The organism is Candidatus Pantoea multigeneris (assembly GCF_011752615.1).
Taxonomy (GTDB): Bacteria; Pseudomonadota; Gammaproteobacteria; order Enterobacterales; family Enterobacteriaceae; genus Pantoea; species Pantoea multigeneris.
The window spans coordinates 101668-127358 of sequence record NZ_VWXF01000013.1 but is presented as its reverse complement, the minus strand read 5'-3'; the positions used below and the strand labels follow the sequence as shown (position 1 = coordinate 127358).

Below are 25691 nucleotides of genomic sequence, written 5' to 3'. Positions count from 1 at the left end.
GGAACGGGGAGCACCGGCTGGCGAAAGTCACGGTGACGCCGGACCGCCCGGCGATGCCGCAGACGGTGGTGCAGTTCCGCTACGACGCGCTGGGACGCCGGACGGAGAAACAGGTGCACTACGTCAGTCGCAACCGGTCGTGGCATCCGGTGGTGCCGCTGCCGGCGTCTTACCGGGTGCGCTTCGTGTGGGATGGCCTGCGGCTGGTGCAGGAGATACGGCGGGACGGGAGCACGACGTACGTTTACAGCGACACGGACAGCTACGTGCCGCTGGCCCGTATCGACACGCCGGACAGGGCGCGGGAGTACACGCGGATTTACTGGTATCACACCCGCCCGGACGGGACGCCGGAGCAGCTGAGCGACAGCAACGGGGAGGAGGTGTGGCGCATCGTGAACGACGCCTGGGGCCGGGTAGACACGGCGTGGGGCGAGATAAACTCGGCGGCGGTGCGGGAAGACAACCTGCGGATGCAGGGCCAGTACCTGGACCGTGAAACCGGGCTGCACTACAATCTGTTCCGGTACTACGACGCAGACAGCATGCACTTTATCAGCCCGGATCCAATCGGACTGGCGGGTGGTCTGAATCTGTATGCGTATGCGCCGGATCCAGTTAACTGGGTCGATCCATTAGGTCTTAAATGCTGGAATTCAGCAAGGCGTGATTACTGGAAAGCAGAAGCTAAAGCAGCACCAAAGGGCATGTATTCACCAGTGAATATGTTAAGAATGCGCTTCGGTCTTGCTCCAAGAATTCGAGTTAAAGAACTCCATTTTAGAACGGGTGAAGAAAGAATAAGAAACGTATCGTTAGAACTAAACCATCGCTATTGGCCTCAACGTGATGGTAAGCACGTTGATATTCCATATAACCTTGAGAAAGTTACGCCTTGGGAACATGCAGCTAAAGATCCCTACAGGCATGTAGGTAGCGAGTTACTTGAAATAATACAAAATATTGGAAACTATAAGGGGTTTTAAAATGAACTTAATTGAATTTATGCGATCTGATATTTATGTGGATTTTCTTAACGACTTAGATAAATCTCTTTCGGAAAAGATAGATAGAAATTCAAAGGTTTATGATGTGGTTGTTAACCTTATGGAAAAATGGCTGGAATATGCTTCACTGTCTTTTGATGATTTGAATTGGGTTATATTAAATTGTAGGTCGGAATCAATAAAGTACATTATAAAAAAACAAGTTACTTATAGAGAAGCTAATGGAGGGAAAGATAATATCATTAACCTAGCGCCAAAGATAAACTTCCCTATTGGTCATCTGATTGAATATTATTTATTATCGAAAAGACCGATTGATTTGCTCGAGTATGTAACAAAAATTCGGATTCCCGGACCTAGGAAGTATGTAAAGGAAATTGGAGTGATATTTTCTGAAATAAAATTACCATAACTTAAAAAGCCGAGATAGAATTAGACCCCTCGGCTTTTTAACTATTTAGCTTTCTTTCAATCCACTAAGTTTGACTGAATAGATATGCGTATGCGCCGGATCCGGTTAACTGGGCGGATCTGTTGGGGTGGACGTCTTGCAGAGCAACTAGTGCTAAACAAACAGCAAGAAACATGTCGTTTGTTGACTGGATAAAAGCGAAAGCCAGAGGTGGAAATAATACGCCCCCCCTCACACGGCTCAAAGAAAAATGGCTAGTACGGGTTCCGGTACTACGACGCGGACAGCATCCACTCCTCAAAAAACCGCAGAACGCACGCAAAGCGTGCATCCTGGCGATTTGTGTTTACTGTACTGTCAGCGTTGGGGCATCGGCATTGTTCAGTGCCAGAGACACGGCCAGCGTCTGTGCCAGACACAGTGAGGCAACCTGAGAGCGGAAACCATCCACCTGCGCTTCACGCACGACGAAGCAAACATCGCTGAAAGCGGCCAACGGGCTGACCTGGCTGTCGGTGATGGCAATCTGATGTGCGCCACGGCGTGCGCCCAACTGAACCAGTTCAACGGCCTCGTTGGCATATGGCGAGTAACTAATCGCGATCACCACGTCTTTCGGGCTGACCAGGCTCAGCTGTTCTGTGAACATCCCGCCGAGGCCATCAATCAGGAAGGCGCGGCGTTCGAGGTGGCGCAGGGCATAAACCAGATAAGACGCAACGCTGAACGAACGGCGCAGGCCAATCACATAAATGTTTTCTGCCTTACCAAGCATCTCCACGGCTTTATTCAGCTGGTCTGGGCTGATCTGCATCGCTAACTGCTGCAATGCCTGGCTGTTAACCATCGTGAACACGTTGAGGATATCCGCCGGGTTCTCTGGCGAGGTTGCGCTATCGTCAGTCGCTGTCTGGCGGAACAGACGCGCACGTTCGGTGTAGTTCACCGTCTCTTCCATCAGGTGCTGACGGAACACCTGCTTCATCTCATTGAAACCGCTGAAACCAAAGGCATTGGCAAAACGGATCAGCGTAGATGGCGGAACATCAGCCTGCTGAGCAATAGAGGCAACCGTATCGAAAGCGATGCTATTGCTGTTATCAAGAATGTAGCGAGCCACCTGCTTAAGGCGCTTGCTGAGCGTTTCATAGCGACGACGGATATCGTCTTGCAGCAGTGAGAGTTGAGTCGGGTTGGTCATCTGAGCTTGTCCACGAGAGTGTGACTGGAATATGACCGTTATAGTAACAGATGGATGGAAAATTTCATTTCATTGCGGCTAAAGTGGCTTTTATTTCACCAGTTTATGAAACGTCTCACAAAAAGCGCTTTTTTAACGTTTTGCCAAAAAATAGCGCCAGAAGCAGGGGGTAAATGAAATTAATATTCTATCCACAGGCCACTGGCACCAGTAAAGGATGACATAAGTGAAACAAGTTGTTTAGCGCAAGTGTTAACTTATCATTTTGTTTTTAATATCTTTTCTATCGCATTTTTCGCGCACTGGTGATCGTTTTTTGCTCCCCCCATTCCGGCCACACCTACAGCACCAATCGTCTGAGATTGATACACGACAGGAACACCCCCTCCTAACAGCAACAGCTCAGGCAGGGTATTGAGGTTACGACTATCCTCCTGTTGTTGGGCCCGCTCTGCCAGAGAGAGGGTTGCCGTTTTAGTGGATAACGCGGTGAAGGCTTTGCGCTGTGCTGCCAGGGTATTGTGTGGTCCTGTGCCTTCCTCACGCTGTAGCAGTACAAGATTCCCACCTCTATCGACCACGGATACCACGCCCGATTGCCCGATGCTTTTACACTGGCTCCGAACCTCCTCAGCAAGCTGACTGGCGAGCGGTAATGACATATCGAAGAGTGAAACGGGTGATGCTGCCAGTGCTGGAGCAGAGACGGCCAGCAAAAAAGCAGAGGCTAAACTTAATTTCATAGAGTCACCTTCGACTGTTACTCAATAATCGCGCTTCCATAAAGAAAATTATTTCCCCCTAAGTAAACGATACGAAAATTTTCAGCATTTAACTCGCGGGCCTTTCTCTCAAGTTCCATCGTTACGTCGTTTACCGTCGAGCCTACAGCCGTTATTGTGCGGCTTTTTATGGTGTCATCAGCCAGCGTTGAAAAAGGCAATAAAACAGCTGCCAGTAATATATATTTTTTCATCATGATCCATTAATTCCCACGGTAGGTAGCATAACCGTACTGGCTAAGTAATAAAGGGACATGATAATGTTGATTTACGTCACTAATACGAAATTCCACTGGGATTTCAGGGAAGAAGCTTTGTAGTTTTTGTTTTTCGAAATAGTCACCCGTTTTGAAAATAACCCGGTAATCACCGGCTGTCGGTGTTTCGGCTGACCACATAGCACTAATTCTGCCATTTTTGTCTGTGGTGGCCTGGTTCAACTGCTTCCAGCCACTGGCGCTTTTTTGTTCCAGGATAACGCTAATATCGGGCGCAGGAGCACCGGTCTGCTGGTTCAATACATGAACGCTTAATATATTAGATTTCTTTTCATCTGCGTATGCTGATGTAGACAAGATACCTGCTAACAGAATAATTCCAAGACGAGTCTTCATTTTATTGCCCTCATTGGTTAGAAGGTTCTTTTTTACAGTAAGAGCTTCCAAAATCACCTTTCGCAAAGATGACAATTTTGTCATCTTCCGCAGTGAAGGCGAGAACGAGAGGTAGTATGCGGCTTCTGTTAATTGAAGATAACCAGCAAACCCAGCAGTGGCTAAGTAAAGGGCTAAAAGAGGAGGGTTATAACGTAGATATTATCAGTGATGGGCGGGATGGTTTAATGCTGGCGATGGAACAAAATTACAGCCTGATAATGCTGGATATTATGCTGCCTGGAATGGACGGATGGCAGTTGTTGCGTGTGTTACGCAGCGCAAAAAATGTTCCTGTCATTTGTCTGACCGCTCGCGACAGCGTTGCGGATCGTATAAAGGGCCTGGAGTTAGGGGCGAACGATTACCTGGTAAAACCCTTCTCTTTCGCTGAGTTACTGGCCCGTATTCGTGTTCAGCTCCGGCAAAACAGGGTTTGCACGACCTGGCTACAGCTGGAAGATTTACAACTTGATGCAGCTATGCAACAGGCTTATCGCGCCGGACATCCACTGAGCCTCACGCGAAAAGAGTTTGGTTTGCTCTGGCTTCTGGCACAGCATCATGGGCAAATTTTATCCCGAACGCTGATTGCAAGCGAGGTCTGGGGTATTAATTACGATAATGAAACTAATATCGTCGATGTGGCTATTCGGCGTCTACGTAGCAAAGTCGATGATGATCATTCGGTGAAGCTAATTATCACCGTGCGTGGTATGGGCTACATGTTAAATATTGCCGGGAAAATAAATGATTAATCTTTCACTGACTTTCCGACTGGCGGTCATTTTTAGTCTGGTGATTATTCTTTCCGGCGCGGCTATTAGCATTTCACTCTACCAGACTTTACAGTCTGAGCTGCTCCTGCGGGATGAACAAACGTTGGTTAATCGTGCCTCACAGTTACGGCATCTGCTGCTATTAGGGGCTGATATTGATGAAATTCCACTCTACTTTAGTCATATGCTGAATACGTGTCAGGATGTTTTGCTTATTGAGCTACGGGGAAAAAGTAATGTAGCCATCAATAACCCAGCGTTAAAGTTGCCTGAGTTACCCCTGATCGCTTCAGAGAGCGTGCTGAACCGCGAGCAAATTTATCGCTGGAACAGCGATAAAAATATTGAAGTTCACGCGCTTAAATTACAGGTGATGACTCCGCAAGGGGAGGTTTTTTTAACGGTTGCGCGTCAGGGTGTTGAACGTGAAGAAGTTTTGCAACAGTATAAAGTTCGCAGCCTGTACTATTTGTTTCTTGCTATTCTTACTGCGGTAACGCTGAGTCCGTTATTTATTCAGCGTGGCCTGAAATCGTTACATACACTGAGTAATCTCACTATTACCACAGAGTCTTCTCAGTTGCACCAGCCACTTAATGTGTCTGATATTCCGATTGAACTGCAACCGCTGGTACGCGCGATGAATACAATGCGCCAGCGATTAAATCAGGATTTTATCCGTATGACCGGGTTTGCCGATGATTTAGCGCATGAGATACGCACCCCGCTGCACATTCTACTCGGGCAGAATCAGGTCGCGTTGGGGCGTACGCGCAGCAGCAGTGAATATCAGCACCTGTTAGCCGAAAATATTGATGAATTGAGTAAGCTGTCGCGGTTAACTGAGCAAATTCTGTTGCTGGCGCGTATGCAGCATGGAGAGATAGCGCTAAATAACAGCCAGTTCGATTTACACCAGTTAGTCGATGAGATGTTTGAGTACCTGGAGCCACTGGCTGAGATTCGAAATCACACTTTTATCTGCACTGGCGTAGCCGTGATTTATGCCGATCGGCTGCTGATCCAACGTGCGCTGGATAACATACTGGTCAACGCTTTAAATTATTCTCCCGAAGGAAGCCTGATTAAAGTTCGCATCCACTTAAACCAATATGAAGCAGGCATTAAGGTTGAGAGTCCGGGTCAGAGGATTATCGCGGGGGATCAGATGTTTGAACGATTCTGGCGTGGTGACAATGCACGACATACGGCAGGGACAGGTTTAGGTTTGGCGTTGGTTAAATCGATAGCGGAGCTACACAAAGGTAGCGTTGGCTATGTCCATCACAGAGGAAGTAATGGTTTCTCTATTCGCATCGGTATCGATAAATTCGCTGCGGCACAGGGCCGCAGCGATGACCATTAACCGCGTGCTTCGCGCCAGTAACCAATCAGGCGCAGATAGTTACCTTTAACGGTTTCAATCAGCTCGGCATCGTTCAATTCGCCATTCAGCCACTGACGTGAAGGCTGGCCGAAAATGGTGCGTCCTACCGCAAATCCTTTCACCCACGGTGACTGAGCGGCAGCGGCAAAACCGGTTTTCAGCTCAGCTTCAGGTGCGTCCAGGCCCAGCAGCAGGATGCCACGGCAGTGGGGATCGTTTTTCTCGATCAAGCGGCTAATACCCTGCCAGGCAGTTGCAGACAGCGGTGGCAGTTTCCACCAGTCTGGCTGAATGCCCAGGCCGTAGAAGTGGGTAAGCATCTCTTCGTAATAGGCTTCGTTACGGTCTGGGTTGCTCTCCGGCAGGATCACCTCCAGCAGTAATTCATGTCCGCTCTTGTTACAGCCTTTCCAGACGTCGAGTAACAGTTCATCCTGCTCCTGACGCAGTTCGGCGCTGTCGTGCGGGTGGTAGAACACCAGGCATTTCACGACGTGTTCCAGCGGCCAGTCCACCAGCTGTGAGCCGATGTTGCCGTGCTCCAGACGCAGAGGGCGTGAGCTTGGCAGCTCAATTGGGCGACCAATCCACCAGCCTTTACCGGTGATTGCGTTCAGCGCTTTCTGGCCGTAAGTCGTATCCGCGAGTATACCGCTTTTGCCGTCGAGGCCTGCTTCGGTTGCCGCTTCTTCAGCCCCTTTCAGCAGCAATACTTTCAGCTGTGGGATCAGATTCTCATCCACACCTGCTTCTCTGGCCATATCGGCTAACTGCTTACGATGGTCAAAAGCAAAGATATTCAGTTCCGGCCACTCTTGCTTGCGCGTGGTTACGCGGTGCAGGTGCGACAGGCGCGCATCGAGATCCGGGCGCTTCACCGCATCACGGCGGCCAAGGAAGTCATCCAGCTCTTCTTTGGTTGGCATCGCCGGCGCGCAGCCGTGGCGTGAAACCACCAGCGCACCGCAGGCATTGGCATAACGGCAAGCCTGGTCCCAGCCTTCATCATTCAACCAGCCACGCAGCAAACCAGACATAAAGGCATCGCCTGCGCCCAGTACGTTCAGTACTTCAACGCGCTCGCCGCTGTGCAGTTTGGTTTCATCCCAGCTATTCGGGACTTCCCCCTCAAACACCACGCAGCCCAGCGCACCGCGTTTGCACACCAGCGTCGCGTTACTGGCTTTGCGCACATTTTTCAGCGCGGTAAGCGTATCGGTGCTGCCACCGGCAATATGGAACTCTTCTTCTGTACCCACGATTAAGTCGAAGAAATGCACCACTTCATTCAGCGACTGGGTCACCTGTGAAGATTCAATGAAACGTGTTTCACCATCGCCCAGTGAGGTTAAGCCCCACAGCACCGGACGGTAGTCGATATCCAGTGCAGTGCGCAGACCATTTTTCTTCGCAATATCCAGCGCTTTCAACACCGCTGCACGGGTTTGCGGGTTAGACAGGTGAGTACCGGTCACGGCAACTGCACGAGAAGACTGAATAAACGCTTCGTCGATGTCTTCTGGCACCAGGCCCATATCGGCGCAGTTATCGCGGTAGAAGATCAGCGGGAAAGTGTCTTCATCTTTAATGCCGAGGATCACCATGCCCGTCAGGCGATGTTTATCGGTAATAAGGAAGTCGGTGTTGCAGCCTGCGCGTTGCAGCTCTTCACGCAGGAAGCGGCCATTGTGTTCGTCTCCCACTCGGGCCAGCATCGCTGATTTTAACCCCTGGATAGCCGTACCGTAGGCGACGTTCCCGGAGGAACCACCAAGATATTTGGCAAACGAGCTGGTGTCTTCCAGTCGGGCGCCAATCTGTTGACCATAGAAATCAACGGCGACGCGACCAATACAGATCACATCAAGCTGTTTGTTCTGTGTACTCATACCTGTGCTTTCCTTCTGTAATATGCAGACACTACAGGCCCAACAGCAGGGCAGGGGCCTTTGCTTCCGGGATCTCAGGGTGCCTGAGTGACGATGTGGACAGTATGGGGAACAAAAATTCCAATTTCAATATGAAATGAAACATCCATCACCATTTTGTGAGCCAGGTAAAATAATCCAACCTCACCGCAATCCAGATTTTTTACCTGGATGATTCCCTCTATGCCTGGGTTGTGAGTCAGATCTCAGGAAAACCCCCACGTGACAGGCAAGATAGCGATATGAAACGAAATTTCGTTTTTACCTGATGCCTTCAAAACTCGTTCCAGTTTTACCACCCGCCAATAGGCTGTTCCTCCCGTTTCAATCCTAAATTTGATCTCTCTCGCAAAATGAAATGTTTCTTCTGTAATTGTGTTTTATGAAAAAAATATTTGTTTATAATCGCCTCACGTTTCACTTAATTCGCGGTCGCCGCACGGCGTTTCACTTCGTCAACCGCGTTGTACCTTGCCACCAGGTACCAGCATGTAAAGGAAGAGCTAATGGGCACAGTAAGATTGAGCACCGCACAGGCACTGGTTAAGTTCCTGAATAATCAATACATTAATGTTGACGGCGTTGAAACGAAGTTTGTTAAAGGGATCTTCGCCATCTTTGGTCATGGCAACGTGCTGGGTCTGGGTCAGGCGCTGGAACAAGACAGCGGTGACCTGGTTGTGCACCAGGGCCGTAACGAACAGGGCATGGCACATGCCGCGATTGGTTTTGCGAAACAGTCTCTGCGTCGTCAGATCATCGCGTGTTCCTCTTCTGTAGGGCCGGGTGCCGCTAACATGATCACCGCAGCAGCAACCGCTACGGCCAACCGCATTCCATTACTGCTGCTGCCAGGCGATGTGTTCGCCACACGCCAGCCCGATCCGGTGCTGCAACAGATCGAACAAAGCTATGACCTCAGCATCAGCACCAACGATGCCTTCCGTGCCGTGAGCAAATACTGGGACCGCGTCAGCCGTCCAGAACAGCTGATGACCGCCTGTATCAATGCCATGCGCGTGCTGACCGATCCGGCCGAAACCGGCGCGGTGACCATTGCACTGCCGCAGGATGTGCAGGGCGAAGCCTGGGATTTCCCGGAATATTTCTTCCAGAAACGCGTTCACCGTCTGGATCGTCGTCTGCCAACAGAAGCGCAGTTGCAAGACGCCCTGACGTTAATCGCGGGTAAACGCAAACCGCTGATCGTATTAGGCGGCGGCGTGAAGTACTCCGAAGCCGGTGCGGCGCTGTTGCAGTTCGCTGAACGTTATCAAATCCCGTTTGCGGAAACGCAGGCCGGTAAGGGCACTATCCCTTCAGACCATCCACTGAATGTGGGCGGCGTGGGTGAAACCGGCTGCCTGGCCGCAAACCTGTTGGCGAAAGAGGCCGATCTGGTGATTGGCGTCGGCACGCGTTACACCGATTTCACCACCGCATCGAAATGGATTTTCCAAAACGATGACGTCAGCTACCTGAACATTAACGTTAGCAGCTTCGATAGCTACAAGCTGGATGGCGTGCAACTGCTGGCCGATGCCCGTGAAGGCCTGACCGCGCTGACCGAACGTCTTGCAGCCAAAGGCTTTGAGAGCCATTGGGGCAGCCAGATCGAGCAGGCGCAAATCAAACTGCTAAAAGAGACACAGCGTGTTTACGCCGTGGAGTACAGCGAAGGCTTTATCCCGGAAATTGCTGACCATATCGACCGTGAAGCGGTGTTCAGTGAATTCCATCGTCTGACGCAGTCTGTTCTGACGCAGAGCCGCGTGCTGGGTACGCTAAATGAACAGCTCCCAAAGGATGCAGTGATTGTGGCGGCAGCGGGCAGCTTGCCGGGCGATCTGCAACGCGTGTGGCGCACCAAAGATTACAACGCGTACCACGTTGAGTATGGCTACTCCTGCATGGGGTACGAAGTGAATGCTGCCCTGGGCGCGAAGCTGGCAGAGCCGCAGCGTGAAGTCTATGCGTTGGTGGGCGATGGCTCGTTCATGATGCTGCACTCTGAGCTGGTCACGTCTATTCAGGAACACGCCAAAATCAACGTCATCCTGCTGGATAACATGACCAATGGTTGTATCAACAACCTGCAAATGGAGCATGGTTCCAACAGCTTCACCACCGAGTTCCGCTTCCGTAACAGTGAAGGTGGCAAGCTGGATGGTGGCTTTATCCCGGTGGATTTCGCCGCGATTGCTGCCGGTTATGGCTGTAAAACCTATCGCGTGACGACGCTGGATGAGCTGCAAGCCGCGTTGGCAGATGCACAGAAGCAAACCGTATCCACCCTGATCGATATCAAAGTGCTGCCAAAAACCATGGTTCACAAGTACTTCAGCTGGTGGCATGTGGGTGTGGCTCAGGCATCGACCAGCGATCGTGTGCAGGAAGTGGCAGATGGGCTGAATGCCAAACTGGAAGAGGCCCGTAAGTACTAAGTCGTATCAATTCCAGGCTGGTGATTGCCAGCCTTTTAAAATTTTTTTCAAATCCTACAGGTGTAATTATGACTTTAAAACTGGGTGTTATCGGAACCGGGGCTATTGGCCAGGAACATATTCGCCGTTGTAACAACGTCCTGCAAGGGGCCAAAGTGGTTGCCGTTTCTGACATCAATGTCGAAGGGGCGAAAGCGGCACTGCAACGTTTGAACATCGAAGCCGAAGTCTTTGCTGATGGCCATGACGTGATTAAGTCTCCCAACGTTGACGCGATTCTGGTCACCTCATGGGACCCAACACACGAAGATTTCACCCTGGCTGCGGTCGCGGCGGGTAAATATGTGTTCTGCGAAAAACCGCTGGCCATGTCGGCGGAAGGCTGCCGCCGCGTGGTGGATGCAGAGATCAAACACGGTAAACGCCTGGTGCAGGTTGGCTTCATGCGTCCTTACGATGCAGGCTACCGCGCGTTGAAAAAAGTTATCACCGACGGCGATATCGGCGAGCCGCTGATGCTGCACTGCGCCCACCGTAACCCTACCGTTCCTGAGAGCTACGACACGCCAGCGGCAATTACCAATACGCTGATTCACGAGCTGGATGTGCTGCGTTGGCTGACCAACGATGATTATAAGACGGTGCAGGTGGTGTTCCCACGTGTGACGTCGAAGAGCCATGCGAAGCTGAAAGATCCGCAAATTGTACTGTTCGAAACGCAAAAAGGCGTACGCATTGACGTTGAGATCTTCGTTAACTGCGTTTACGGCTACGACATTCAGTGTGAAGTAGTGGGCGAGCTGGGCATTGCCCGTCTGCCGGAGCCTTCAGCCGTTCAGACGCGTAAAGCCGCACAGCTGGCAACGCCAATTCTGACTGACTGGAAAGACCGCTTTATCGGTGCTTATGACGTTGAGTTGCAAGCATTTATTAATGATGTGAAAGCGGATGTGCTGACCGGCCCTTCCGCATGGGATGGCTTCGCCGCTTCGGTTGCCGCAGACGCCTGCCTGAAAGCACAGGTTAGCGGTGCGATTGAAGCGATTGAAATGCCACCACGTCCAGCGTTCTACGATAAGAAGTAAGTCACTACCAGGTTTTCCTCTCGGGCGGCCAGCGCCGCCCTCAGCTGTCAGTCGGGATGATAAAGATGAACAAAGAGAACGTGAAGCTGGCGATTGCGCCAATTGGCTGGACCAACGATGACATGCCAGAGTTGGGCAGTGAAAATACCTTTCAGCAAACCGTAAGTGAAATGGCGCTGGCAGGTTTTACCGGTAGTGAAGTCGGCAGCAAGTATCCGCGCGATCCTGCGGTGCTGAAGCCGTATCTGGATATTCGTGGGATTCAGATCTGCAACGCCTGGTTTAGTACTTTCTTTGCCAATGGCGAGCGTGAGAAGACCATTGAGGACTTCACCACGCATATGAATTTCCTGCATGCCATGGGCGCTCGGGTGATTGGTTGTTCTGAGCAGAGCAAGAGTATTCAGGGCACCACTTTAGCCGTGCTGGACAAGAAGCCGATCTTTACTGAAGAAGAGTGGCGCTTAACGGTGGAAGGCTATAACGAACTGGCGGATATCGCGGCGAAAAAAGGGATGCGCGTGACGCTGCATCACCACATGGGCACGGCGATCCAAACCCCGGCAGAGATTGATCGCTTTATGGAATCGACCAATCTGAATGTGGGTCTGCTGTATGACACCGGTCATATCTACTATTCCGAAGGCTCTCAGCAGGCGATGCTGGATGTGCTGACTAAATATCTGCCGCGTATTTTCCATGTGCATCTGAAAGATGTGCGTGATGAGGTGGTGGCTGAGGTGCGCGCGAATCATCTCTCCTTCCTTGATGGTGTGAAGAAAGGCACCTTTACCGTTCCCGGTGATGGCGTGATTGATTTCCGTCCGGTGTTTAAAATCCTGGATGATTTCGGCTACAAAGGCTGGATGGTGGTGGAAGCCGAACAAGATCCCGCTCTGGCGAATCCGTTTGAGTATGCGGTGAAAGCGCGTAAGTACATTCGCGATAATACCGGTCTGTAAGCGCGTTTAACCCAACCCTCACCCTGACCCTCTCCCTTAAAAGGGAGAGGGGATCGGTTAGCCAGCCGTATTAAAGCTCAGAGATTGATGATGGCACTTGCTTGCCCCCTTTCCGAAGGCCGGGCAGGAGGTTGGTCAACTTGAGGTTTGCACTGACTGGCTCCCTCTCCCGCGGGCGGGAGAGGGTTAGGGTGAGGGAATTATTTGAGGGTAATGCTCTTCACAATCCCATCAGCATCGCTTTGCGCTTGCTGCTGATTATCCCCTGGCAGCGTAATCTGCATCGTCAGTAATTTACCGTCGACTTTCGCCAGCAGCACCGTTGACCATGACGTCTGGTTGTTGGCTGAAATGATGCTATCCAATTGCTGAGCTTGCTGATCCTGCAAGGTAACTGCACGGTCTGAAACCACCTGCAACTGCGGATCGCGGCTACGCTGCTGCTGTTCCATGCGCTGTGCCAGCGTATCCAGCGACTCGTCGGTCGGCTCACCGGCAATCACGATAATTGCCCGTTGCCCGGTTGCATCGGCATACACATGCATATTGGAAGATGCAGTCCCCAGCTTGCCGCTTTTATCCGACATGCCCGCAGGCAGAGCGAAACTCAGTTTGCCATCCAGCAGTGAGACGTTCTGCGTTGACTGGCTCACGTTAGTGCCGCTGCCAGCTGTTGCGTCATCTTTTTTCTGATCGCAGGCCGCAAGACCTACAACCAGTAAGCCAATTCCCGCATATTTGATAAGGTTGCGCATCCGATTCCCTTGTTATTTAGGCCATTCAGGCTGATATCCAATCCGAATCAGGCAGTAAAAGCAACCTGACGATTGTCAGCAGATCTTAGCTTGCCTGTTTCGGTTCGGCTATTACCGGTTAGCCTAAATTCAACTGCTGGGGACGGGTGCCTTCCGCCAGCCGTTTCAGCGCCGCGTTGAGTAACACACCGTAGGCAGGCAAGAAGAAAATCATACAGATAAGCACTTTAAAGCAGTAATCCACCAGTGCGATCTCAACCCAGTGCTGTGCCATAAAAGCATCGGTGCTTTTATAGAAAGCGATAAAGAAGAACGCCAGCGTATCACTGATGTTGCCGAGGAACATCGCCGCCGCAGGTGCAATCCACCACTGCGAGAGACGACGCAGGCGGTTAAACACGTGTACGTCAAGAATCTGGCCTAATGCATAAGCCATGAAACTGGCGCTGGCGATACGCGCGACAAACAGATTCACATTATCCAGTGCGTGCCATCCCTGCCATTCCCCCTGGTAGAACAGACTGGAAACGCCATAGGAGATCACCAGCGCTGGGATCATCACCGCCAAAATAATACGACGGGCCAGCGGGGCACCGAAAATTCGCACTGTCAGATCGGTCGCAAGGAAAATAAACGGGAAACTGAACGCGCCCCAGGTGGTGGTATAGCCGAAAACAGAGACCGGCAGTTGGACCAGATAGTTACTGGAAGTGATCACCAGTAGATGAAACAGCGAAAGCCAGACAAGAGCATGGCGCCGCTGGAGAGCGGAGAATTGCAGCATAATTAGCCTTTTTAGTGGTGGGGTGAGGGAACCCATTGCCGCAGTATCACTGTGGCGGTTAAACAGACAAAACGGCCGCATAGTAGCGTTTTGTGCGGCTAAAGCAATGATTAATTTTAACGCAAACGTTGTCGTCTTGCGCCTGCGGTGGGACGGGGTAGAATAACCGCCCGATTGAAGAAGTGAGTGAACCATGAACAACGCATTTACGTCCGCTGAACATACGCTGGACGCGCTCGGGCTACGCTGCCCGGAGCCGGTCATGATGGTGCGCAAAGCCGTACGCGGCTTGCAGGCGGGAGAAACCTTACTGATTGTTGCTGATGACCCGGCGACCGTACGTGATATTCCAGGCTTCTGCCGTTTTATGGATCACGAACTGGTGGCGCAGCAGACAGACACTTTGCCGTACCAGTTCCTGATTCGTAAAGGCCAGGCGTGATGCCTGGACGCTTTACTCCTTAATAAAGCCAGAGTGCGCGCACAATCATGAAGTGCCCGGCAAAATAACAGGCCGCGATGATGGCGCTGTCAGCGCGGAAGCGACGGCGATAGTGCGTGATAAAGCCGACGATATTCGCCAGCAGCAACAGTGCGGCACCCAACATGATAGAGAAGCTGTAATCATTTGGGCGGAAGAAGTACTGCTCGGTGGCAATCCAGCACATCACCAGTGTCATTCCGATTAAGGTACAGACTGGCCAGCGCAGCTCTTCCAGCCTGCTCCAGATAATCGCGATGGTGATTGCGCCAATGATCAGTAATGCCAGCGGGATCGGCCAGAAAAAGCTCAGCGTCATGTTGGTGGCAAAGCTGATGGTATACAGCAGGCTGGAAAGGAAAAACGCCCCCAATGCATACAGCATTTGCTGACGCGGCAATAATGTCAGTGCATCCCCCACGAGCGTCGCAACCAGACCGGCTAAAATCAGATAATCGGTGGTATTCAGCGTGGGTGCCTGCCAGGCCCAGGCGACCAACAGCAGCAAGGTGACAGGTTTGAACAGCCAGCGCTGCCACTGAGGACCTCGATAGCAGGCATCGACATACAGCCAACCGGAAAAAAGTACTGCCAGGAACGACCAAAGCATCTCTACTTCCTTTTCAGGTGATGAAATATCCCAATGTATCGTGTTCAGTGTAAGTTAACCTGGCTTGATGTGACAAAGGGTTAACTCTGAATACAAAACGCCCTGCCAGAAGGGGATTTTTAACCGAGTATTGATATAAATCAAACCCGATCTCCCTGCGCGATTCCCGTCCCGAACTCTGTAAACAAGCACAAGACCTACTGTCACCTTTATGCAGTGACAGGATGTAATATGAGTAAAATTGTTCCCTACAGCACTCCCGTATTCTTGAGCACCTTGCCAGCGCTGGCGATAACTACAACCGTCAGACCGCAAATCACGCCGCTGAGCGGCTGGCCTCGTAAGGCGAATGAAGAGCGTACTCGCTTCCTCACGCTGACCCATGCAGCATTGCGTAAACTGGAAGATATCAACGGGCTGGCCAGTAAGCTCATTAAAGCGAAAATCTACCAACGCAGTGGCCTGCAACTTGATCCTGATAATACCTGGCTACATTTTTTTGATCGGCGTAGCAGCTCTCACCAAACGTTTACCGGCTGGGAGTATCAGCATCAGCCAGTGAATTCCCTGACGTTGACTGATGCGGTGCTTAAAAACTTCAACGCCTCCTGGCAGCTTGCACTTGCTGATGATGTGGATGCGCAAGCGGGGATCTACAGCAGCAACAGCAGTGCAGTACACTTCGGGACTGAAAATGAGGTGCGCTATCTGGCTTCACAATTACGGGAAGATATCTGGCAGCTGAATTTTCAGAGGCAAGTGACCTGGGAGCAATCTGCTTTTTGGACGGCTCACCGCAACAGTTGGTGTATGGCGGCCCGAGGGGAATTTATTGCCCAGGCGCGTCAGGCATGGAGTGATGCCAGTGCGGTGGGTGGTTTGTCGCAACAAGGGTTTGAGCTGGTGATGTCGGCTGCAGCGCCCACGATTACCGCGAAGAGTGCAGTCACCGTTGCACAACTTGAACATCAGCAACCTCCCGCGGCCAGAGTGAAAGTGAAAACGCTGGATATTAATGGCTATCCCTCATCGCAGATCCTGCGTTTCTCTTCGCCGGGGATGGCCTGCAAAATTCTCTATCTGCCGGGAGAAAAAAATCCCTTTCATGAATTTAGCAGTGAAAAAGCGTTGAAGCAGTGGGTGCTGGAGCAAGCGCAACAGAGTGAAAGCCGACGGGCGCTGGAAAAACACTTCTCGCTTTACCATCTGCAAGACGGATCTTTTTACACCGGTGTCCGCAATGGCTTGAAGAAGCTGGCGGCAGGCGAATGGGCCACCAGTACCATCAACACCCTGAATAAACCGATCACCGGCGATATTTTTGCCTGGCAAGCCGAGCAGACACGACTGCGTGGGATCAGTGATGCGGACACCCTGATCACTTCTGATGCTGAGGTAGAAACTGAGCTATGGCGCAGTTACTTAGCCACGGCCAACAGAATTTTTGGCCCTATCGCTGGCGCAATAGGTGGCCCGCTGAGTGGCATTGCGGCAGTGGCGTTCGCGGCTCAGGAAGGGATACAGCTCCATCAGTCGATAGCGGCAGATACCCAGGCACAGCGTGCAACTGCGGAGTCACAGCTCACCGCTGATACTTTAATGGCACTGCTATTTATGGGGCTGATAAAAGCGGGAGGCGCGAAAAAGTCCCCGTCATCTATGGTGGCTAAAAGCGTTATCGCGACAAAAAGGGTATCGCTCTCTGTCACCGTTGATGATGAAGTCTACCGGCAGATTGCCCGCGATGAGTACATTAAAAGCACACCCGAGAGTGACGGGAGTTTTAAAGTCTACTCGTTGGGTGGTCATCCACCGACCCAGGCGAAGTATTTGGGGAAATCAGCCGTCGTGAGTAAAGAGGGCGTGGTGCAGGATATCGTATTACGCGGCGGTGGAAGTGGCATAGGGCGCTATCGGGCGGTGAAGAAAAGTGAGAGTGCCGCTTTATATGACGTTTTCCTGTTACCTAAATCACTGCGTGCCGAGTTTGCCAGCAAGCTCAGGCTGGAAAATGCACTTTATGACGATCATTTCAGTCCTGCTCCCGCGCTGGTGACATTCAACCAGCTAAGGACGTCATTAACTACACAGGCGCAGGCGTATTTCGAGTATTCCCCCACGGCACTGACGCGCCCAATCCCCAATCCCAGTGAGATGGCCACCGTACAAGATATGATCGCGAAAACTTATGCTGCTTCCCCCGGTATGGTGTTAGGCGAAAAGCCGCTGACGGCAACCGGCAGACGGTTTCTGCTTGATCATTTACCTGCGTTAAAAAAGTCCGGTGTTACCACGCTCTACCTGGATCAACTGCAAGCGGATATGCACCAGCGTTATCTGGATGATTTTCACCTTAAAGGGCAGATGTCTGGGCCGCTTAAAGCTTTTCTGCAACAGCTTGATCGTCCGCTGGACACGGATTATAGCTTTGAACGCCTGATTAAACAGGCGAGGCGGCGTGGGATACGCGTGGTCGCGCTCGACTGCGCGGCAAGTTATTACACGCAAGGGGTTCATAATCCGGCACCGGCGCTACGACAGAAAAACTTTCTCTGGTTTGCATCACACGTGATTGATAGCCATGAACCTGTGGTGGGGAAATGGGTTGCGCTGGTTGACCATAAGTACACTAACCGCTACCAAGGGATAGCGGGCCTGGCCGAGCTGGAAGGCGCGGTGGGTATCAGGCTGAATGAGGTTCCGGCAGGGGGGGGATTTCGTGTTGCGCGAGATAAGGGTGAGGCTGGCATCCAGAGTGATTTAGTCTTGTATTAACAAGGCCTTCCCTGGCAGGGAAGGCCGGGAGATCACTTTTTGCGTGGCGGGAACGTTTTTTTCTGCCAGGCGAGCAGTTCAAACACGCCAAACACGAAAATTTTCGCCTGGGTGATGCGGCTTAACGGTGGTGCATCTTTCGGTTGTGTCGAGCGCAACAGCGCAAGCTGCAACATATGCATGATAATCATGAAGAACAGCGCGACGTTAACAAAGTACGTCAGCGGCTTCGGAAATGGATGCACCACGTTCGATAACAAAAACAGCCAGACGCACAGCATCAGCAGGCGTCCCAAATTAAGCAACATCATGCGTCTCCTGTTGGCGATGATAGAGGCGATAAGCAACCTGCCCGGCGATTTTTTCGCGGTGCAGCTGCCAGGTAACAGGAACAAGGAGGGTTCCCTGTTCAACTTCACTTTCGACATAAATCAGGGCGTTAGCCGACAGCCAGCCATTCTTCTCCAGCAGGCTAATGGTCTCTTCTAACAGGCCCTTGCGGAACGGCGGATCGAGAAACACCACGTCATAGGGTTCACCCGGCTGTGCCAGCCACTGCAACGTATTGGTCTGAATAACGCGCGCGTGTTTTGCGCCTAAGGTATTCAGATTTTGTGTCAGTTGTTGCGCGACAGGACGCTCCAGTTCCAGCAACGTTGTCTCTCCGGCGTAACGAGACAGCGCTTCCAGTCCGAGTGCACCGCTGCCCGCAAAGCAGTCAAGGCAGCGTGCCTGCTGAATATCCGGGGCTAACCAGTTAAACAGCGTTTCACGCACGCGATCGGTGGTGGGGCGCAGGCCGGCGCTGTCTGGAACCGGTAATTTTCGGCCTCGCCACTGGCCGCCAATAATACGGATCTGCCCGGCGCCGCCAGCAGTACCGCGAGGTTTTTTATTCATGGTGCTCACAACTCGTCATAAATTGTTGCGTAGTTTAACGGGCGTTGTGCATAGAAGAAACGTTAAAAAAGGGTGCTGTGGTACGTGGGCTGGAAAGTGTTAGACTTGTGAGTTCGTGCAAGTGACGTAATTGCGTGATTTTTCGTCATTCAGAGCATGACCTGACACTGTTAAACATTGAATTATTATCCCGCGCGTTAGGCGGGCGGGACTGAGCCATCGAGGAGTGTGGTCACACAATGGCAAAAGAAAAAAAACGTGGCTTTTTTTCCTGGCTGGGCTTTGGCAAAGAAGAGAAAGAGCAACCGGCTGCGGAGCAGCAGGCACCAGAACAAGCCGAAGTAGCACAGGAAGCTGAGACGCATCACCCTGTTGAAGAGCAGCGCGAGGCCGCGCTGGCAGAAGTCACTGCGTCAGAGCCGGTCGAGGTTGTCCAAACGCAGCCAGAAGCGGTTGCTGAACCCGTTGAACCAGCAGTTGCGGAGCCTGTGGTTGCAGAACCGGTTGAGCCGGAAATCGCCCACACGCCAGCAGAGCCTGAAGCGGTAGCGGTAAGCGAAATCGCAGAGCCTGCGGTGGCAGAGCCGGTTGAGCCGGAAGTTGCCCACACGCCAGCAGAGCCTGAAGCGGTAGCGGTCAGCGAAGTTGCAGAGCCTGTGGTGGCAGAGCCGGTTGAGCCGGAAGTTGCCCACACGCCAGCAGAGCCAGAAGCAGTAGCGGTCAGCGAAGTTGCAGAGCCTGCGGTGGCAGAGCCGGTTGAGCCGGAAGTCGCCCACACGCCAGCAGAGCCTGAAGCGGTAGCGGCAAGCGAAGTTGCAGAGCCTGAGTTGATCGCTGAGGAAGCCGAAGAGGCGCTCACTGAGGATGAACTGGCCGAGCTGGCGCTGGCAGAAGCACCACAGGATGACGCGGAAGAAAACAGCGTTGGCGATCTGCCATTGGCACCGATTGTGCCTACTGAGCAGGCGCGCCCGACCAAAGAAGGTTTCTTCTCTCGCCTGAAACGCAGCCTGGTGAAAACCCGACAGAACCTTGGTTCTGGTTTTATGGGGCTCTTCCGTGGCAAGAAAATCGATGACGACCTGTTCGAAGAGCTGGAAGAACAGCTGTTAATTGCCGACGTTGGGGTAGAAACCACGCGTCGCATCATCACTAACCTGACTCAGCAGGCAAACCGCAAACAGCTGCGTGATGCGGAAGCGTTGTATGGCCTGTTGAAAGCGGAAATGGCCGGCATTCTGGCAAAAGTTGATGAGCCACTGGATGTCGGCGGCAAAATGCCGTTTGTGATTCTGATGGTAGGCGTGAACGGTGTAGGTAAAACCACCACCATCGGCAAGCTGGCGCGCCAGTATCAGGCGGAAGGCAAGTCAGTGATGTTAGCCGCAGGCGATACTTTCCGTGCCGCAGCGGTGGAGCAGCTGCAGGTCTGGGGCCAGCGTAACAACATTCCTGTGGTGGCACAGCACACCGGCGCGGATTCCGCTTCGGTTATCTTTGATGCGATTCAGGCAGCAAAAGCCCGTAACGTAGACGTGCTGATCGCCGATACCGCCGGTCGCTTGCAGAACAAATCGCACCTGATGGAAGAGCTGAAAAAAATCACCCGTGTGATGAAAAAGCTCGACGAAGATGCGCCGCATGAAGTGATGTTAACCCTTGATGCCAGCACCGGGCAAAATGCCGTCAGCCAGGCCAAACTGTTTAATGAAGCGGTGGGCCTGACCGGTATTGCATTGACTAAGCTGGATGGAACGGCGAAAGGGGGCGTGATCTTCTCCATCGCTGACCAGTTCGGTATTCCTATCCGCTATATCGGTGTAGGTGAAGGTATCGAAGATTTACGGCCGTTCAAGGCTGAGGACTTTATTGAGGCACTGTTTGCCCGCGAGGACTAATTGGGATGATTCGCTTTGAAGAGGTCAGTAAGGCTTATCTGGGAGGGCGTCAGGCACTGCAGGGGGTGGATTTTCATCTACAACCTGGAGAAATGTCGTTTCTGACTGGCCACTCTGGAGCCGGGAAAAGTACGCTGCTCAAACTCATCTGTGGCATTGAGCGGCCGAGCGCTGGCCGTATCTGGTTTGGCGGTCATGATATTTCCCGACTGCGTAACAGTGAGGTGCCTTTTCTGCGGCGGCAGATTGGCATGATCTTTCAGGATCACCACCTGCTGATGGATCGTTCCGTATACGACAACGTGGCGATCCCACTGATCATTTCCGGTGCCAGCGGCGAGGACATCCGTCGTCGCGTATCCGCCGCACTGGATAAGGTCGGTCTGCTCGACAAAGCAAAAAGTTTCCCGATCCAACTCTCTGGTGGTGAACAACAGCGCGTAGGTATTGCCCGTGCCGTGGTGAATAAACCAGCCGTTCTGCTGGCGGATGAACCTACCGGTAACCTGGATGAGGCGCTGTCAGAAGATATTCTGCGCCTGTTCGAAGAGTTTAACCGTGTAGGTGTGACGGTCCTGATGGCAACCCATGACAACGGGCTGATTGCACGCCGTCGCTACCGCGTGATGACGCTGAACCAGGGACGCCTGCACGGAGGCAACAATGGTTAATAAACGTAATAAAAAACCCACGGCTGCGCCGAAAACCAAACAGCCAGCGAAAAGCAAAGCGCTGAAAGGCGGCTGGCAAGAGCAGTGGCGTTATGCGCTGCGTGGCACGTTGTCTGATATGTGGCGTCAGCCGCTGGCAACGCTGCTCACTGTGATGGTCATTGCCATCTCTCTGACGCTGCCGAGCGTGTGCTACATGGTGTGGAAAAACGTCAGTCAGGCAGCGGAGCAGTGGTATCCGGCTCCTCAGCTGACGGTTTATCTGTCGAAAACGCTGGATGACGACGCGGCCGTAAACGTGGCGAATCAGTTGAAGCAGTTAGACGGTGTGGATAACGTCAACTATTTGACGCGTGAAGAAGCGCTGAATGAGTTCCGTAACTGGTCGGGCTTTGGCGGTTCAATGGATATGCTGGAGCAAAATCCACTGCCTGCGGTCGCGATCATCACGCCGAAGCTCAATTTCCAAAACGAGAATACGTTAAACAGCCTGCGCGATCGCGTGTCGAAGGTGCAGGGTGTTGATGAAGTCCGTATGGATGATAGCTGGTTTGCACGACTGGCTGCGCTCACCGGGTTAGTCGGACAGGTAGCATCAATGATTGGCCTGTTAATGATCGTTGCGGTGTTCCTGGTGATTGGTAACAGCGTCCGGCTCAGCATTTTCGCCCGACGCGATACCATTAATGTACAAAAGCTGATTGGGGCAACGGATGGCTTTATCCTGCGGCCATTCCTGTATGGCGGTGCGCTCCTCGGCTTTAGCGGCGCAGTGCTGTCGCTGATCCTGTCAGAAGTGCTGGTGTTGCGCCTGCAATCGGTGGTGGCGCACGTAGCCGCAGTATTCGGGACCACCTTCTCGCTGGATGGCTTCTCCTGGGATGAAGCGTTACTGCTACTCCTGATTGCAGCGATCATCGGTTGGGTGGCTGCATGGCTGGCAACTGTACAACATTTACGCCGATTTACGCCGCAGTAATCCGCTGTAACGTTTTCTGCTATAATATGCCTCTGCTGCCGGTGATAAGGGAGCAGAGGCCCGCGCTTTACCCTCTCGTCATCTGTGTGTAAAATATTCACTGCTACAATTGAACTTGTGGATAACTTTGCCGTCCAACTCTGTGTAGCACAGATTGCTTTCGATTTTCTGGCTGGGTTGTCATAATGTAGCCCTGATGCAAGGGAACGTGCAGCGATAAACCTGATTTGTGAGGATTTGAATGACCAAAGAAATGCAAACTTTAGCAATTGCTCCTCTTGGTAACCTGGAATCTTATGTTCGGGCTGCCAACGTTTGGCCGGTATTGACGGCTGAAGAGGAAAAAGCGTTAGCTGAACGGCTGCATTACCAGGGCGATCTGGATGCAGCTAAGACGCTGATCCTGTCTCATCTGCGCTTTGTTGTTCATATTGCTCGTAACTATTCCGGCTATGGCCTGCCACAGGCAGACCTGATCCAGGAAGGTAACATTGGCCTGATGAAAGCGGTGCGCCGCTTTAACCCGGAAGTGGGTGTGCGTCTGGTCTCGTTTGCCGTGCACTGGATTAAAGCGGAAATTCACGAATACGTTCTGCGCAACTGGCGTATTGTGAAAGTAGCAACCACTAAGGCTCAACGTAAGCTGTTCTTTAACCTGCGTAAAAGCAAACAACGTCTGGGTTGGTTCAACCAGGATGAAGTTGAGATGGTGGCACGCGAGCTGGGTGTGAGCAGTAAAGACGTGCGTGAAATGGAGTCGCGAATGGCGGCGCAGGATATGACGTTTGATATGTCCAGCGACGACGAAAGTAGCGAAACGCGTACCATGGCACCGGTGCTCTATCTGCAGGATAAAACCTCAGACTTTGCTGACGGTATCGAGGAAGATAACTGGGATTCGCACGCAGCAGATAAACTCAGCGATGCGATGATGGGCCTCGATGAACGTAGCCAGCACATTATCCGTGCCCGTTGGTTAGATGAAGAGAACAAAACCACGCTGCAAGAGCTGGCGGATCAGTATGGTGTGTCTGCTGAACGTGTAAGGCAGCTGGAAAAGAACGCCATGAAAAAACTGCGTATGGCGATCGAAGCGTAATCAGAACTGAGCAGGAAAGGGCGACCCGGTCGCCCTTTTTTATGCCTGCGATTTGCTCCAGCCATCTGGCTGCGCGCGAAAACCGCAGGCCTGCATAAAGGCCGCGCGAATATTCTGGTCCCCAAGGCCATCATCCGCAATCCACCAGTCCGCCAGTGACCCATTTTGTGCCAGCGTCTCTTCCACTAAATATTGACCAACACCCCGTCGACGCGTTACTTCGCGCACCTCTATATCCGTAATACTTCCCTGCGTTCCTTGAATCTCTAAGCGTAATGCACCCAACAGACGCTGATTAAAACGCGCGGCGTACAGCCGATGGTTCTCATTTAATTCCTGCTCAAGTTGCGCAATATCTCTTCCAGGCCATACTTTCCCAAGGTCCAGACGATCCTGCGGGGTCAGCGTCGTCAGACGCAGGATAGTAAGTTTCATAGTGACACCTGTGTGGTTAAAAGGGGGTGTTGAATGCGCATAGTGTAGCGAATTTGTATCTGATTCGGTCGGCTACATTTGTGTGTGAAAAACAGGTTAAAAGCTCACCAATATACTTTAGGTGCGGTATTAACGGGGTAATCTCGTGCAATTATCCAGCATAACACGCTGGAAATGTGCATAAAAACCACCCAGAAAAACCAGTCGATTATGCTGCCATCCCCCGTCAATACTGATTGTGTCAGTTGATTTACAGAAGAAACTTCCTGTTTAATAACCTGAAAAATAAAGTGTTATCACCAAAAGATGCCAGAAAACCTCGCTAACTCATTATTGCACAATGAATTTCCGACGTTTACTGGCAGAAAATAAGCCAAACACAACATACACAGACACAACTGATGGGGAAGTTCGCATGAAAATGAGTAAAGGACGCGCCTTACTGGCCGGATGCGTTGCGCTGGCACTGAGCCATGCCGCGCTGGCTAAAGACATTAAAATCGCCATCGTAGGTGCAGCGACCGGTCCGGTAGCCCAGTACGGCGATATGCAGTTCACTGGTGCTGCGCAGGCGATCAAAGACATCAACGCCAAAGGCGGTGTTAACGGTGACAAGTTAGTTGGCGTGGAATATGACGATGCCTGTGACCCGAAACAGGCCGTTGCGGTAGCGAACAAAGTGGTTAACGATGGTATCAAGTATGTCATCGGCCACCTCTGCTCCTCCTCTACTCAGCCAGCGTCGGATATTTATAACGACGAAGGCATTTTGATGATCACCCCAGCAGCAACAGCACCAGAGCTGACCGCACGCGGCTATGCAGATGTACTGCGTACCACTGGTCTGGATTCCGATCAGGGTCCTACCGCGGCTAACTACATCCTCAATGAGATCAAACCAAAACGTATTGCCGTGGTGCATGACAAGCAGCAGTACGGCCAGGGTCTGGCGGAATCCGTACAGAAAACCCTGAAAGCCAAAGGCGGTAACGTGGTGCTGTTTGAAGGCATCACCGCGGGCGACAAAGATTTCTCTACCCTGATTGCACGCCTGAAGAAAGAGAACGTGGATTTCGTTTACTACGGCGGTTACTACCCGGAGCTGGGCCAGATTCTGCGCCAGGCGAAGGCCGCAGGTTTGAATGCGGGCTTTATGGGGCCAGAGGGCGTGGGCAATGCTTCACTCTCTAACATCGCCGGTGATGCATCGGAAGGGTTGTATGTCACCCTGCCGAAGCGTTATGACCAGTTGCCGGACAACAAAGCGATTGTTGACGCGATCAAAACCAACAGCGCTTCCAACCGCAAAGATCCTACAGGTCCATTCGTCTGGACAACCTATGCTGCTATCCAGTCTCTGGTTGCCGGTATTGAGCGTAGCAAGAGCGAAGAGCCTGATGCCATCGCGAAGAACCTGAAAGAAGGCGCTCCGGTTCCAACGGTAATGGGTAACCTGAGCTGGGATCAAAAAGGCGATCTGAAAGGCTTTGAGTTCGGTATTTTCAAATGGCACAAAGACGGTTCTTCTACTGCCGTTAAGTAATACCTCACCAGCACAAGACGTGGGTTAGCTATCAACTTCTTCAGGCGTAGAAGTGGGGTTAATACTTCCTTCTTCGATAGTTGAAGAGGAGTTGATACTTCCTTTCTGGATAGCCGAAGTG

The 25691-nt window shown here is 52.0% G+C and carries 25 protein-coding genes; 14 read left to right on the top strand and 11 right to left on the bottom strand.

All coding sequences use genetic code 11. The features are described from left to right. A partial coding sequence (locus F3J40_RS22220; RefSeq protein WP_205297485.1) for an RHS repeat-associated core domain-containing protein occupies positions 1-986 on the top strand: 986 nt, incomplete at its 5' end. Position 987: 1 nt separating this feature from the next. After that, the gene (locus F3J40_RS24755; protein ID WP_017349671.1) at positions 988-1419 is read left to right on the top strand and encodes a hypothetical protein; all 432 of its coding nucleotides are present in this window, start codon (positions 988-990) and stop codon (positions 1417-1419) included. Positions 1420-1765: 346 nt separating this feature from the next. Here F3J40_RS24755 and F3J40_RS22210 read toward each other — a convergent pair whose 3' ends face one another. From F3J40_RS22210 to uraH, 4 genes are all read right to left on the bottom strand, one after another. Then, positions 1766-2620 carry a MurR/RpiR family transcriptional regulator gene (locus tag F3J40_RS22210; RefSeq protein ID WP_017349672.1) on the bottom strand — a complete coding sequence of 285 codons (855 nt, stop codon included), beginning with the start codon at positions 2618-2620 and terminating at the stop codon, positions 1766-1768. A gap of 260 nt (positions 2621-2880) precedes the next feature. Then, on the bottom strand, positions 2881-3363 hold the full coding sequence (locus tag F3J40_RS22205; RefSeq protein WP_167018141.1) for a GlcG/HbpS family heme-binding protein: 483 nt from the start codon (positions 3361-3363) through the stop codon (positions 2881-2883). 17 nt (positions 3364-3380) lie between these two features. Then, complete coding sequence (locus F3J40_RS22200; RefSeq protein ID WP_167018139.1) at positions 3381-3599, bottom strand: YdgH/BhsA/McbA family protein; 219 nt, start codon at positions 3597-3599, stop codon at positions 3381-3383. A 6-nt stretch (positions 3600-3605) separates the two neighbouring features. Further along, a complete protein-coding gene (uraH, locus tag F3J40_RS22195) occupies positions 3606-4016 on the bottom strand; it encodes a hydroxyisourate hydrolase (protein ID WP_167018136.1) in 411 nt (136 codons plus the stop codon). A 116-nt stretch (positions 4017-4132) separates the two neighbouring features. Here uraH and hprR point away from each other — a divergent pair, with 116 nt between their 5' ends. Together hprR and F3J40_RS22185 are read left to right on the top strand one after the other, a co-directional pair. Next, the gene (hprR, locus tag F3J40_RS22190; RefSeq protein WP_167018134.1) at positions 4133-4813 is read left to right on the top strand and encodes a response regulator transcription factor HprR; all 681 of its coding nucleotides are present in this window, start codon (positions 4133-4135) and stop codon (positions 4811-4813) included. Beyond that, positions 4806-6200, top strand: a complete 1395-nt coding sequence (locus F3J40_RS22185) for a heavy metal sensor histidine kinase (RefSeq protein WP_167018132.1) — start codon at positions 4806-4808, stop codon at positions 6198-6200. The genes hprR and F3J40_RS22185 overlap by 8 nt, the downstream gene beginning before the upstream one ends. Here F3J40_RS22185 and F3J40_RS22180 read toward each other — a convergent pair. Next, a complete protein-coding gene (locus F3J40_RS22180) occupies positions 6197-8110 on the bottom strand; it encodes a bifunctional 5-dehydro-2-deoxygluconokinase/5-dehydro-2-deoxyphosphogluconate aldolase (RefSeq protein WP_167018130.1) in 1914 nt (637 codons plus the stop codon). The genes F3J40_RS22185 and F3J40_RS22180 overlap by 4 nt on opposite strands. A gap of 545 nt (positions 8111-8655) precedes the next feature. Here F3J40_RS22180 and iolD point away from each other — a divergent pair. From iolD to iolE, 3 genes are all read left to right on the top strand, one after another. Next, positions 8656-10593, top strand: coding sequence for a 3D-(3,5/4)-trihydroxycyclohexane-1,2-dione acylhydrolase (decyclizing) (iolD, locus tag F3J40_RS22175; protein WP_167018128.1), 1938 nt, complete (start codon positions 8656-8658; stop codon positions 10591-10593). Between the two features lie 68 nt (positions 10594-10661). Further along, positions 10662-11678 (top strand): bifunctional inositol 2-dehydrogenase/D-chiro-inositol 1-dehydrogenase, encoded by a 1017-nt coding sequence (gene iolG, locus F3J40_RS22170; RefSeq protein ID WP_167018126.1) that lies wholly within the window; start codon positions 10662-10664, stop codon positions 11676-11678. A 65-nt stretch (positions 11679-11743) separates the two neighbouring features. After that, entirely contained in the window at positions 11744-12640 is an 897-nt protein-coding gene (gene iolE / locus F3J40_RS22165; protein WP_167018124.1) for a myo-inosose-2 dehydratase, read from the top strand. Positions 12641-12840: 200 nt separating this feature from the next. Here iolE and F3J40_RS22160 read toward each other — a convergent pair whose 3' ends face one another. Both F3J40_RS22160 and F3J40_RS22155 read right to left on the bottom strand, forming a co-directional pair. Beyond that, positions 12841-13395: a DcrB family lipoprotein gene (locus F3J40_RS22160; protein ID WP_017349678.1), complete on the bottom strand. Its 555-nt coding sequence runs from the start codon at positions 13393-13395 to the stop codon at positions 12841-12843. A 118-nt stretch (positions 13396-13513) separates the two neighbouring features. Beyond that, entirely contained in the window at positions 13514-14179 is a 666-nt protein-coding gene (locus F3J40_RS22155; protein WP_167018122.1) for a 7-cyano-7-deazaguanine/7-aminomethyl-7-deazaguanine transporter, read from the bottom strand. Positions 14180-14372: 193 nt separating this feature from the next. On the opposite strand from F3J40_RS22155, the gene tusA reads away from it, so the two are divergent. After that, on the top strand, positions 14373-14621 hold the full coding sequence (gene tusA / locus F3J40_RS22150; RefSeq protein WP_167018120.1) for a sulfurtransferase TusA: 249 nt from the start codon (positions 14373-14375) through the stop codon (positions 14619-14621). 19 nt (positions 14622-14640) lie between these two features. On the opposite strand, the gene F3J40_RS22145 is transcribed toward tusA, so the two are convergent. Continuing rightward, complete coding sequence (locus tag F3J40_RS22145) at positions 14641-15270, bottom strand: lysoplasmalogenase (RefSeq protein WP_167018118.1); 630 nt, start codon at positions 15268-15270, stop codon at positions 14641-14643. Between the two features lie 231 nt (positions 15271-15501). On the opposite strand from F3J40_RS22145, the gene F3J40_RS22140 reads away from it, so the two are divergent. Further along, a complete protein-coding gene (locus F3J40_RS22140; protein ID WP_167018116.1) occupies positions 15502-18045 on the top strand; it encodes a membrane-targeted effector domain-containing toxin in 2544 nt (847 codons plus the stop codon). A gap of 32 nt (positions 18046-18077) precedes the next feature. Here F3J40_RS22140 and F3J40_RS22135 read toward each other — a convergent pair whose 3' ends face one another. Together F3J40_RS22135 and rsmD are read right to left on the bottom strand one after the other, a co-directional pair. Next, positions 18078-18353, bottom strand: coding sequence for a DUF1145 family protein (locus F3J40_RS22135; protein ID WP_017349683.1), 276 nt, complete (start codon positions 18351-18353; stop codon positions 18078-18080). Further along, positions 18343-18945: a 16S rRNA (guanine(966)-N(2))-methyltransferase gene (gene rsmD, locus F3J40_RS22130; protein ID WP_167018114.1), complete on the bottom strand. Its 603-nt coding sequence runs from the start codon at positions 18943-18945 to the stop codon at positions 18343-18345. Before rsmD ends, F3J40_RS22135 begins: the two co-directional genes overlap by 11 nt. Before the next feature lie 239 nt (positions 18946-19184). On the opposite strand from rsmD, the gene ftsY reads away from it, so the two are divergent. The 4 genes from ftsY to rpoH all read left to right on the top strand — a co-directional run bounded on the left by ftsY (position 19185) and on the right by rpoH (position 23592). Beyond that, positions 19185-20843, top strand: a complete 1659-nt coding sequence (gene ftsY, locus F3J40_RS22125; protein WP_167018112.1) for a signal recognition particle-docking protein FtsY — start codon at positions 19185-19187, stop codon at positions 20841-20843. A 5-nt stretch (positions 20844-20848) separates the two neighbouring features. Continuing rightward, positions 20849-21514, top strand: a complete 666-nt coding sequence (gene ftsE / locus F3J40_RS22120) for a cell division ATP-binding protein FtsE (protein WP_017349661.1) — start codon at positions 20849-20851, stop codon at positions 21512-21514. After that, the gene (ftsX, locus tag F3J40_RS22115) at positions 21507-22493 is read left to right on the top strand and encodes a permease-like cell division protein FtsX (RefSeq protein WP_167018110.1); all 987 of its coding nucleotides are present in this window, start codon (positions 21507-21509) and stop codon (positions 22491-22493) included. The genes ftsE and ftsX overlap by 8 nt, the downstream gene beginning before the upstream one ends. A gap of 241 nt (positions 22494-22734) precedes the next feature. Then, positions 22735-23592: an RNA polymerase sigma factor RpoH gene (gene rpoH, locus F3J40_RS22110; RefSeq protein ID WP_017349663.1), complete on the top strand. Its 858-nt coding sequence runs from the start codon at positions 22735-22737 to the stop codon at positions 23590-23592. Between the two features lie 39 nt (positions 23593-23631). Here rpoH and panM read toward each other — a convergent pair whose 3' ends face one another. Continuing rightward, complete coding sequence (gene panM, locus F3J40_RS22105) at positions 23632-24027, bottom strand: aspartate 1-decarboxylase autocleavage activator PanM (RefSeq protein WP_167018108.1); 396 nt, start codon at positions 24025-24027, stop codon at positions 23632-23634. 415 nt (positions 24028-24442) lie between these two features. Between panM and F3J40_RS22100 the strand changes: the two genes are divergently transcribed. After that, positions 24443-25570 carry a branched-chain amino acid ABC transporter substrate-binding protein gene (locus F3J40_RS22100; RefSeq protein WP_167018097.1) on the top strand — a complete coding sequence of 376 codons (1128 nt, stop codon included), beginning with the start codon at positions 24443-24445 and terminating at the stop codon, positions 25568-25570. The last annotated feature ends 121 nt before the right edge of the window (positions 25571-25691 follow it).

Excerpts from the sequence above, each read along its gene's own strand:
- F3J40_RS24755 (WP_017349671.1), top strand. The coding sequence starts at position 988 with ATGAACTTAATTGAATTTATGCGATCTGATATTTATGTGGATTTTCTT.
- rpoH (WP_017349663.1), top strand. The coding sequence starts at position 22,735 with ATGACCAAAGAAATGCAAACTTTAGCAATTGCTCCTCTTGGTAACCTG.
- uraH (WP_167018136.1), bottom strand. The coding sequence starts at position 4,016 with ATGAAGACTCGTCTTGGAATTATTCTGTTAGCAGGTATCTTGTCTACA.
- panM (WP_167018108.1), bottom strand. The coding sequence starts at position 24,027 with ATGAAACTTACTATCCTGCGTCTGACGACGCTGACCCCGCAGGATCGT.
- F3J40_RS22135 (WP_017349683.1), bottom strand. The coding sequence starts at position 18,353 with ATGTTGCTTAATTTGGGACGCCTGCTGATGCTGTGCGTCTGGCTGTTT.
- F3J40_RS22180 (WP_167018130.1), bottom strand. The coding sequence starts at position 8,110 with ATGAGTACACAGAACAAACAGCTTGATGTGATCTGTATTGGTCGCGTC.
- F3J40_RS22185 (WP_167018132.1), top strand. The coding sequence starts at position 4,806 with ATGATTAATCTTTCACTGACTTTCCGACTGGCGGTCATTTTTAGTCTG.
- F3J40_RS22145 (WP_167018118.1), bottom strand. The coding sequence starts at position 15,270 with ATGCTTTGGTCGTTCCTGGCAGTACTTTTTTCCGGTTGGCTGTATGTC.
- F3J40_RS22140 (WP_167018116.1), top strand. The coding sequence starts at position 15,502 with ATGAGTAAAATTGTTCCCTACAGCACTCCCGTATTCTTGAGCACCTTG.
- iolG (WP_167018126.1), top strand. The coding sequence starts at position 10,662 with ATGACTTTAAAACTGGGTGTTATCGGAACCGGGGCTATTGGCCAGGAA.
- F3J40_RS22200 (WP_167018139.1), bottom strand. The coding sequence starts at position 3,599 with ATGATGAAAAAATATATATTACTGGCAGCTGTTTTATTGCCTTTTTCA.
- hprR (WP_167018134.1), top strand. The coding sequence starts at position 4,133 with ATGCGGCTTCTGTTAATTGAAGATAACCAGCAAACCCAGCAGTGGCTA.
- F3J40_RS22205 (WP_167018141.1), bottom strand. The coding sequence starts at position 3,363 with ATGAAATTAAGTTTAGCCTCTGCTTTTTTGCTGGCCGTCTCTGCTCCA.
- tusA (WP_167018120.1), top strand. The coding sequence starts at position 14,373 with ATGAACAACGCATTTACGTCCGCTGAACATACGCTGGACGCGCTCGGG.
- ftsY (WP_167018112.1), top strand. The coding sequence starts at position 19,185 with ATGGCAAAAGAAAAAAAACGTGGCTTTTTTTCCTGGCTGGGCTTTGGC.
- F3J40_RS22155 (WP_167018122.1), bottom strand. The coding sequence starts at position 14,179 with ATGCTGCAATTCTCCGCTCTCCAGCGGCGCCATGCTCTTGTCTGGCTT.
- ftsX (WP_167018110.1), top strand. The coding sequence starts at position 21,507 with ATGGTTAATAAACGTAATAAAAAACCCACGGCTGCGCCGAAAACCAAA.
- F3J40_RS22160 (WP_017349678.1), bottom strand. The coding sequence starts at position 13,395 with ATGCGCAACCTTATCAAATATGCGGGAATTGGCTTACTGGTTGTAGGT.
- F3J40_RS22210 (WP_017349672.1), bottom strand. The coding sequence starts at position 2,620 with ATGACCAACCCGACTCAACTCTCACTGCTGCAAGACGATATCCGTCGT.
- F3J40_RS22100 (WP_167018097.1), top strand. The coding sequence starts at position 24,443 with ATGAAAATGAGTAAAGGACGCGCCTTACTGGCCGGATGCGTTGCGCTG.
- ftsE (WP_017349661.1), top strand. The coding sequence starts at position 20,849 with ATGATTCGCTTTGAAGAGGTCAGTAAGGCTTATCTGGGAGGGCGTCAG.
- iolD (WP_167018128.1), top strand. The coding sequence starts at position 8,656 with ATGGGCACAGTAAGATTGAGCACCGCACAGGCACTGGTTAAGTTCCTG.
- rsmD (WP_167018114.1), bottom strand. The coding sequence starts at position 18,945 with ATGAATAAAAAACCTCGCGGTACTGCTGGCGGCGCCGGGCAGATCCGT.
- iolE (WP_167018124.1), top strand. The coding sequence starts at position 11,744 with ATGAACAAAGAGAACGTGAAGCTGGCGATTGCGCCAATTGGCTGGACC.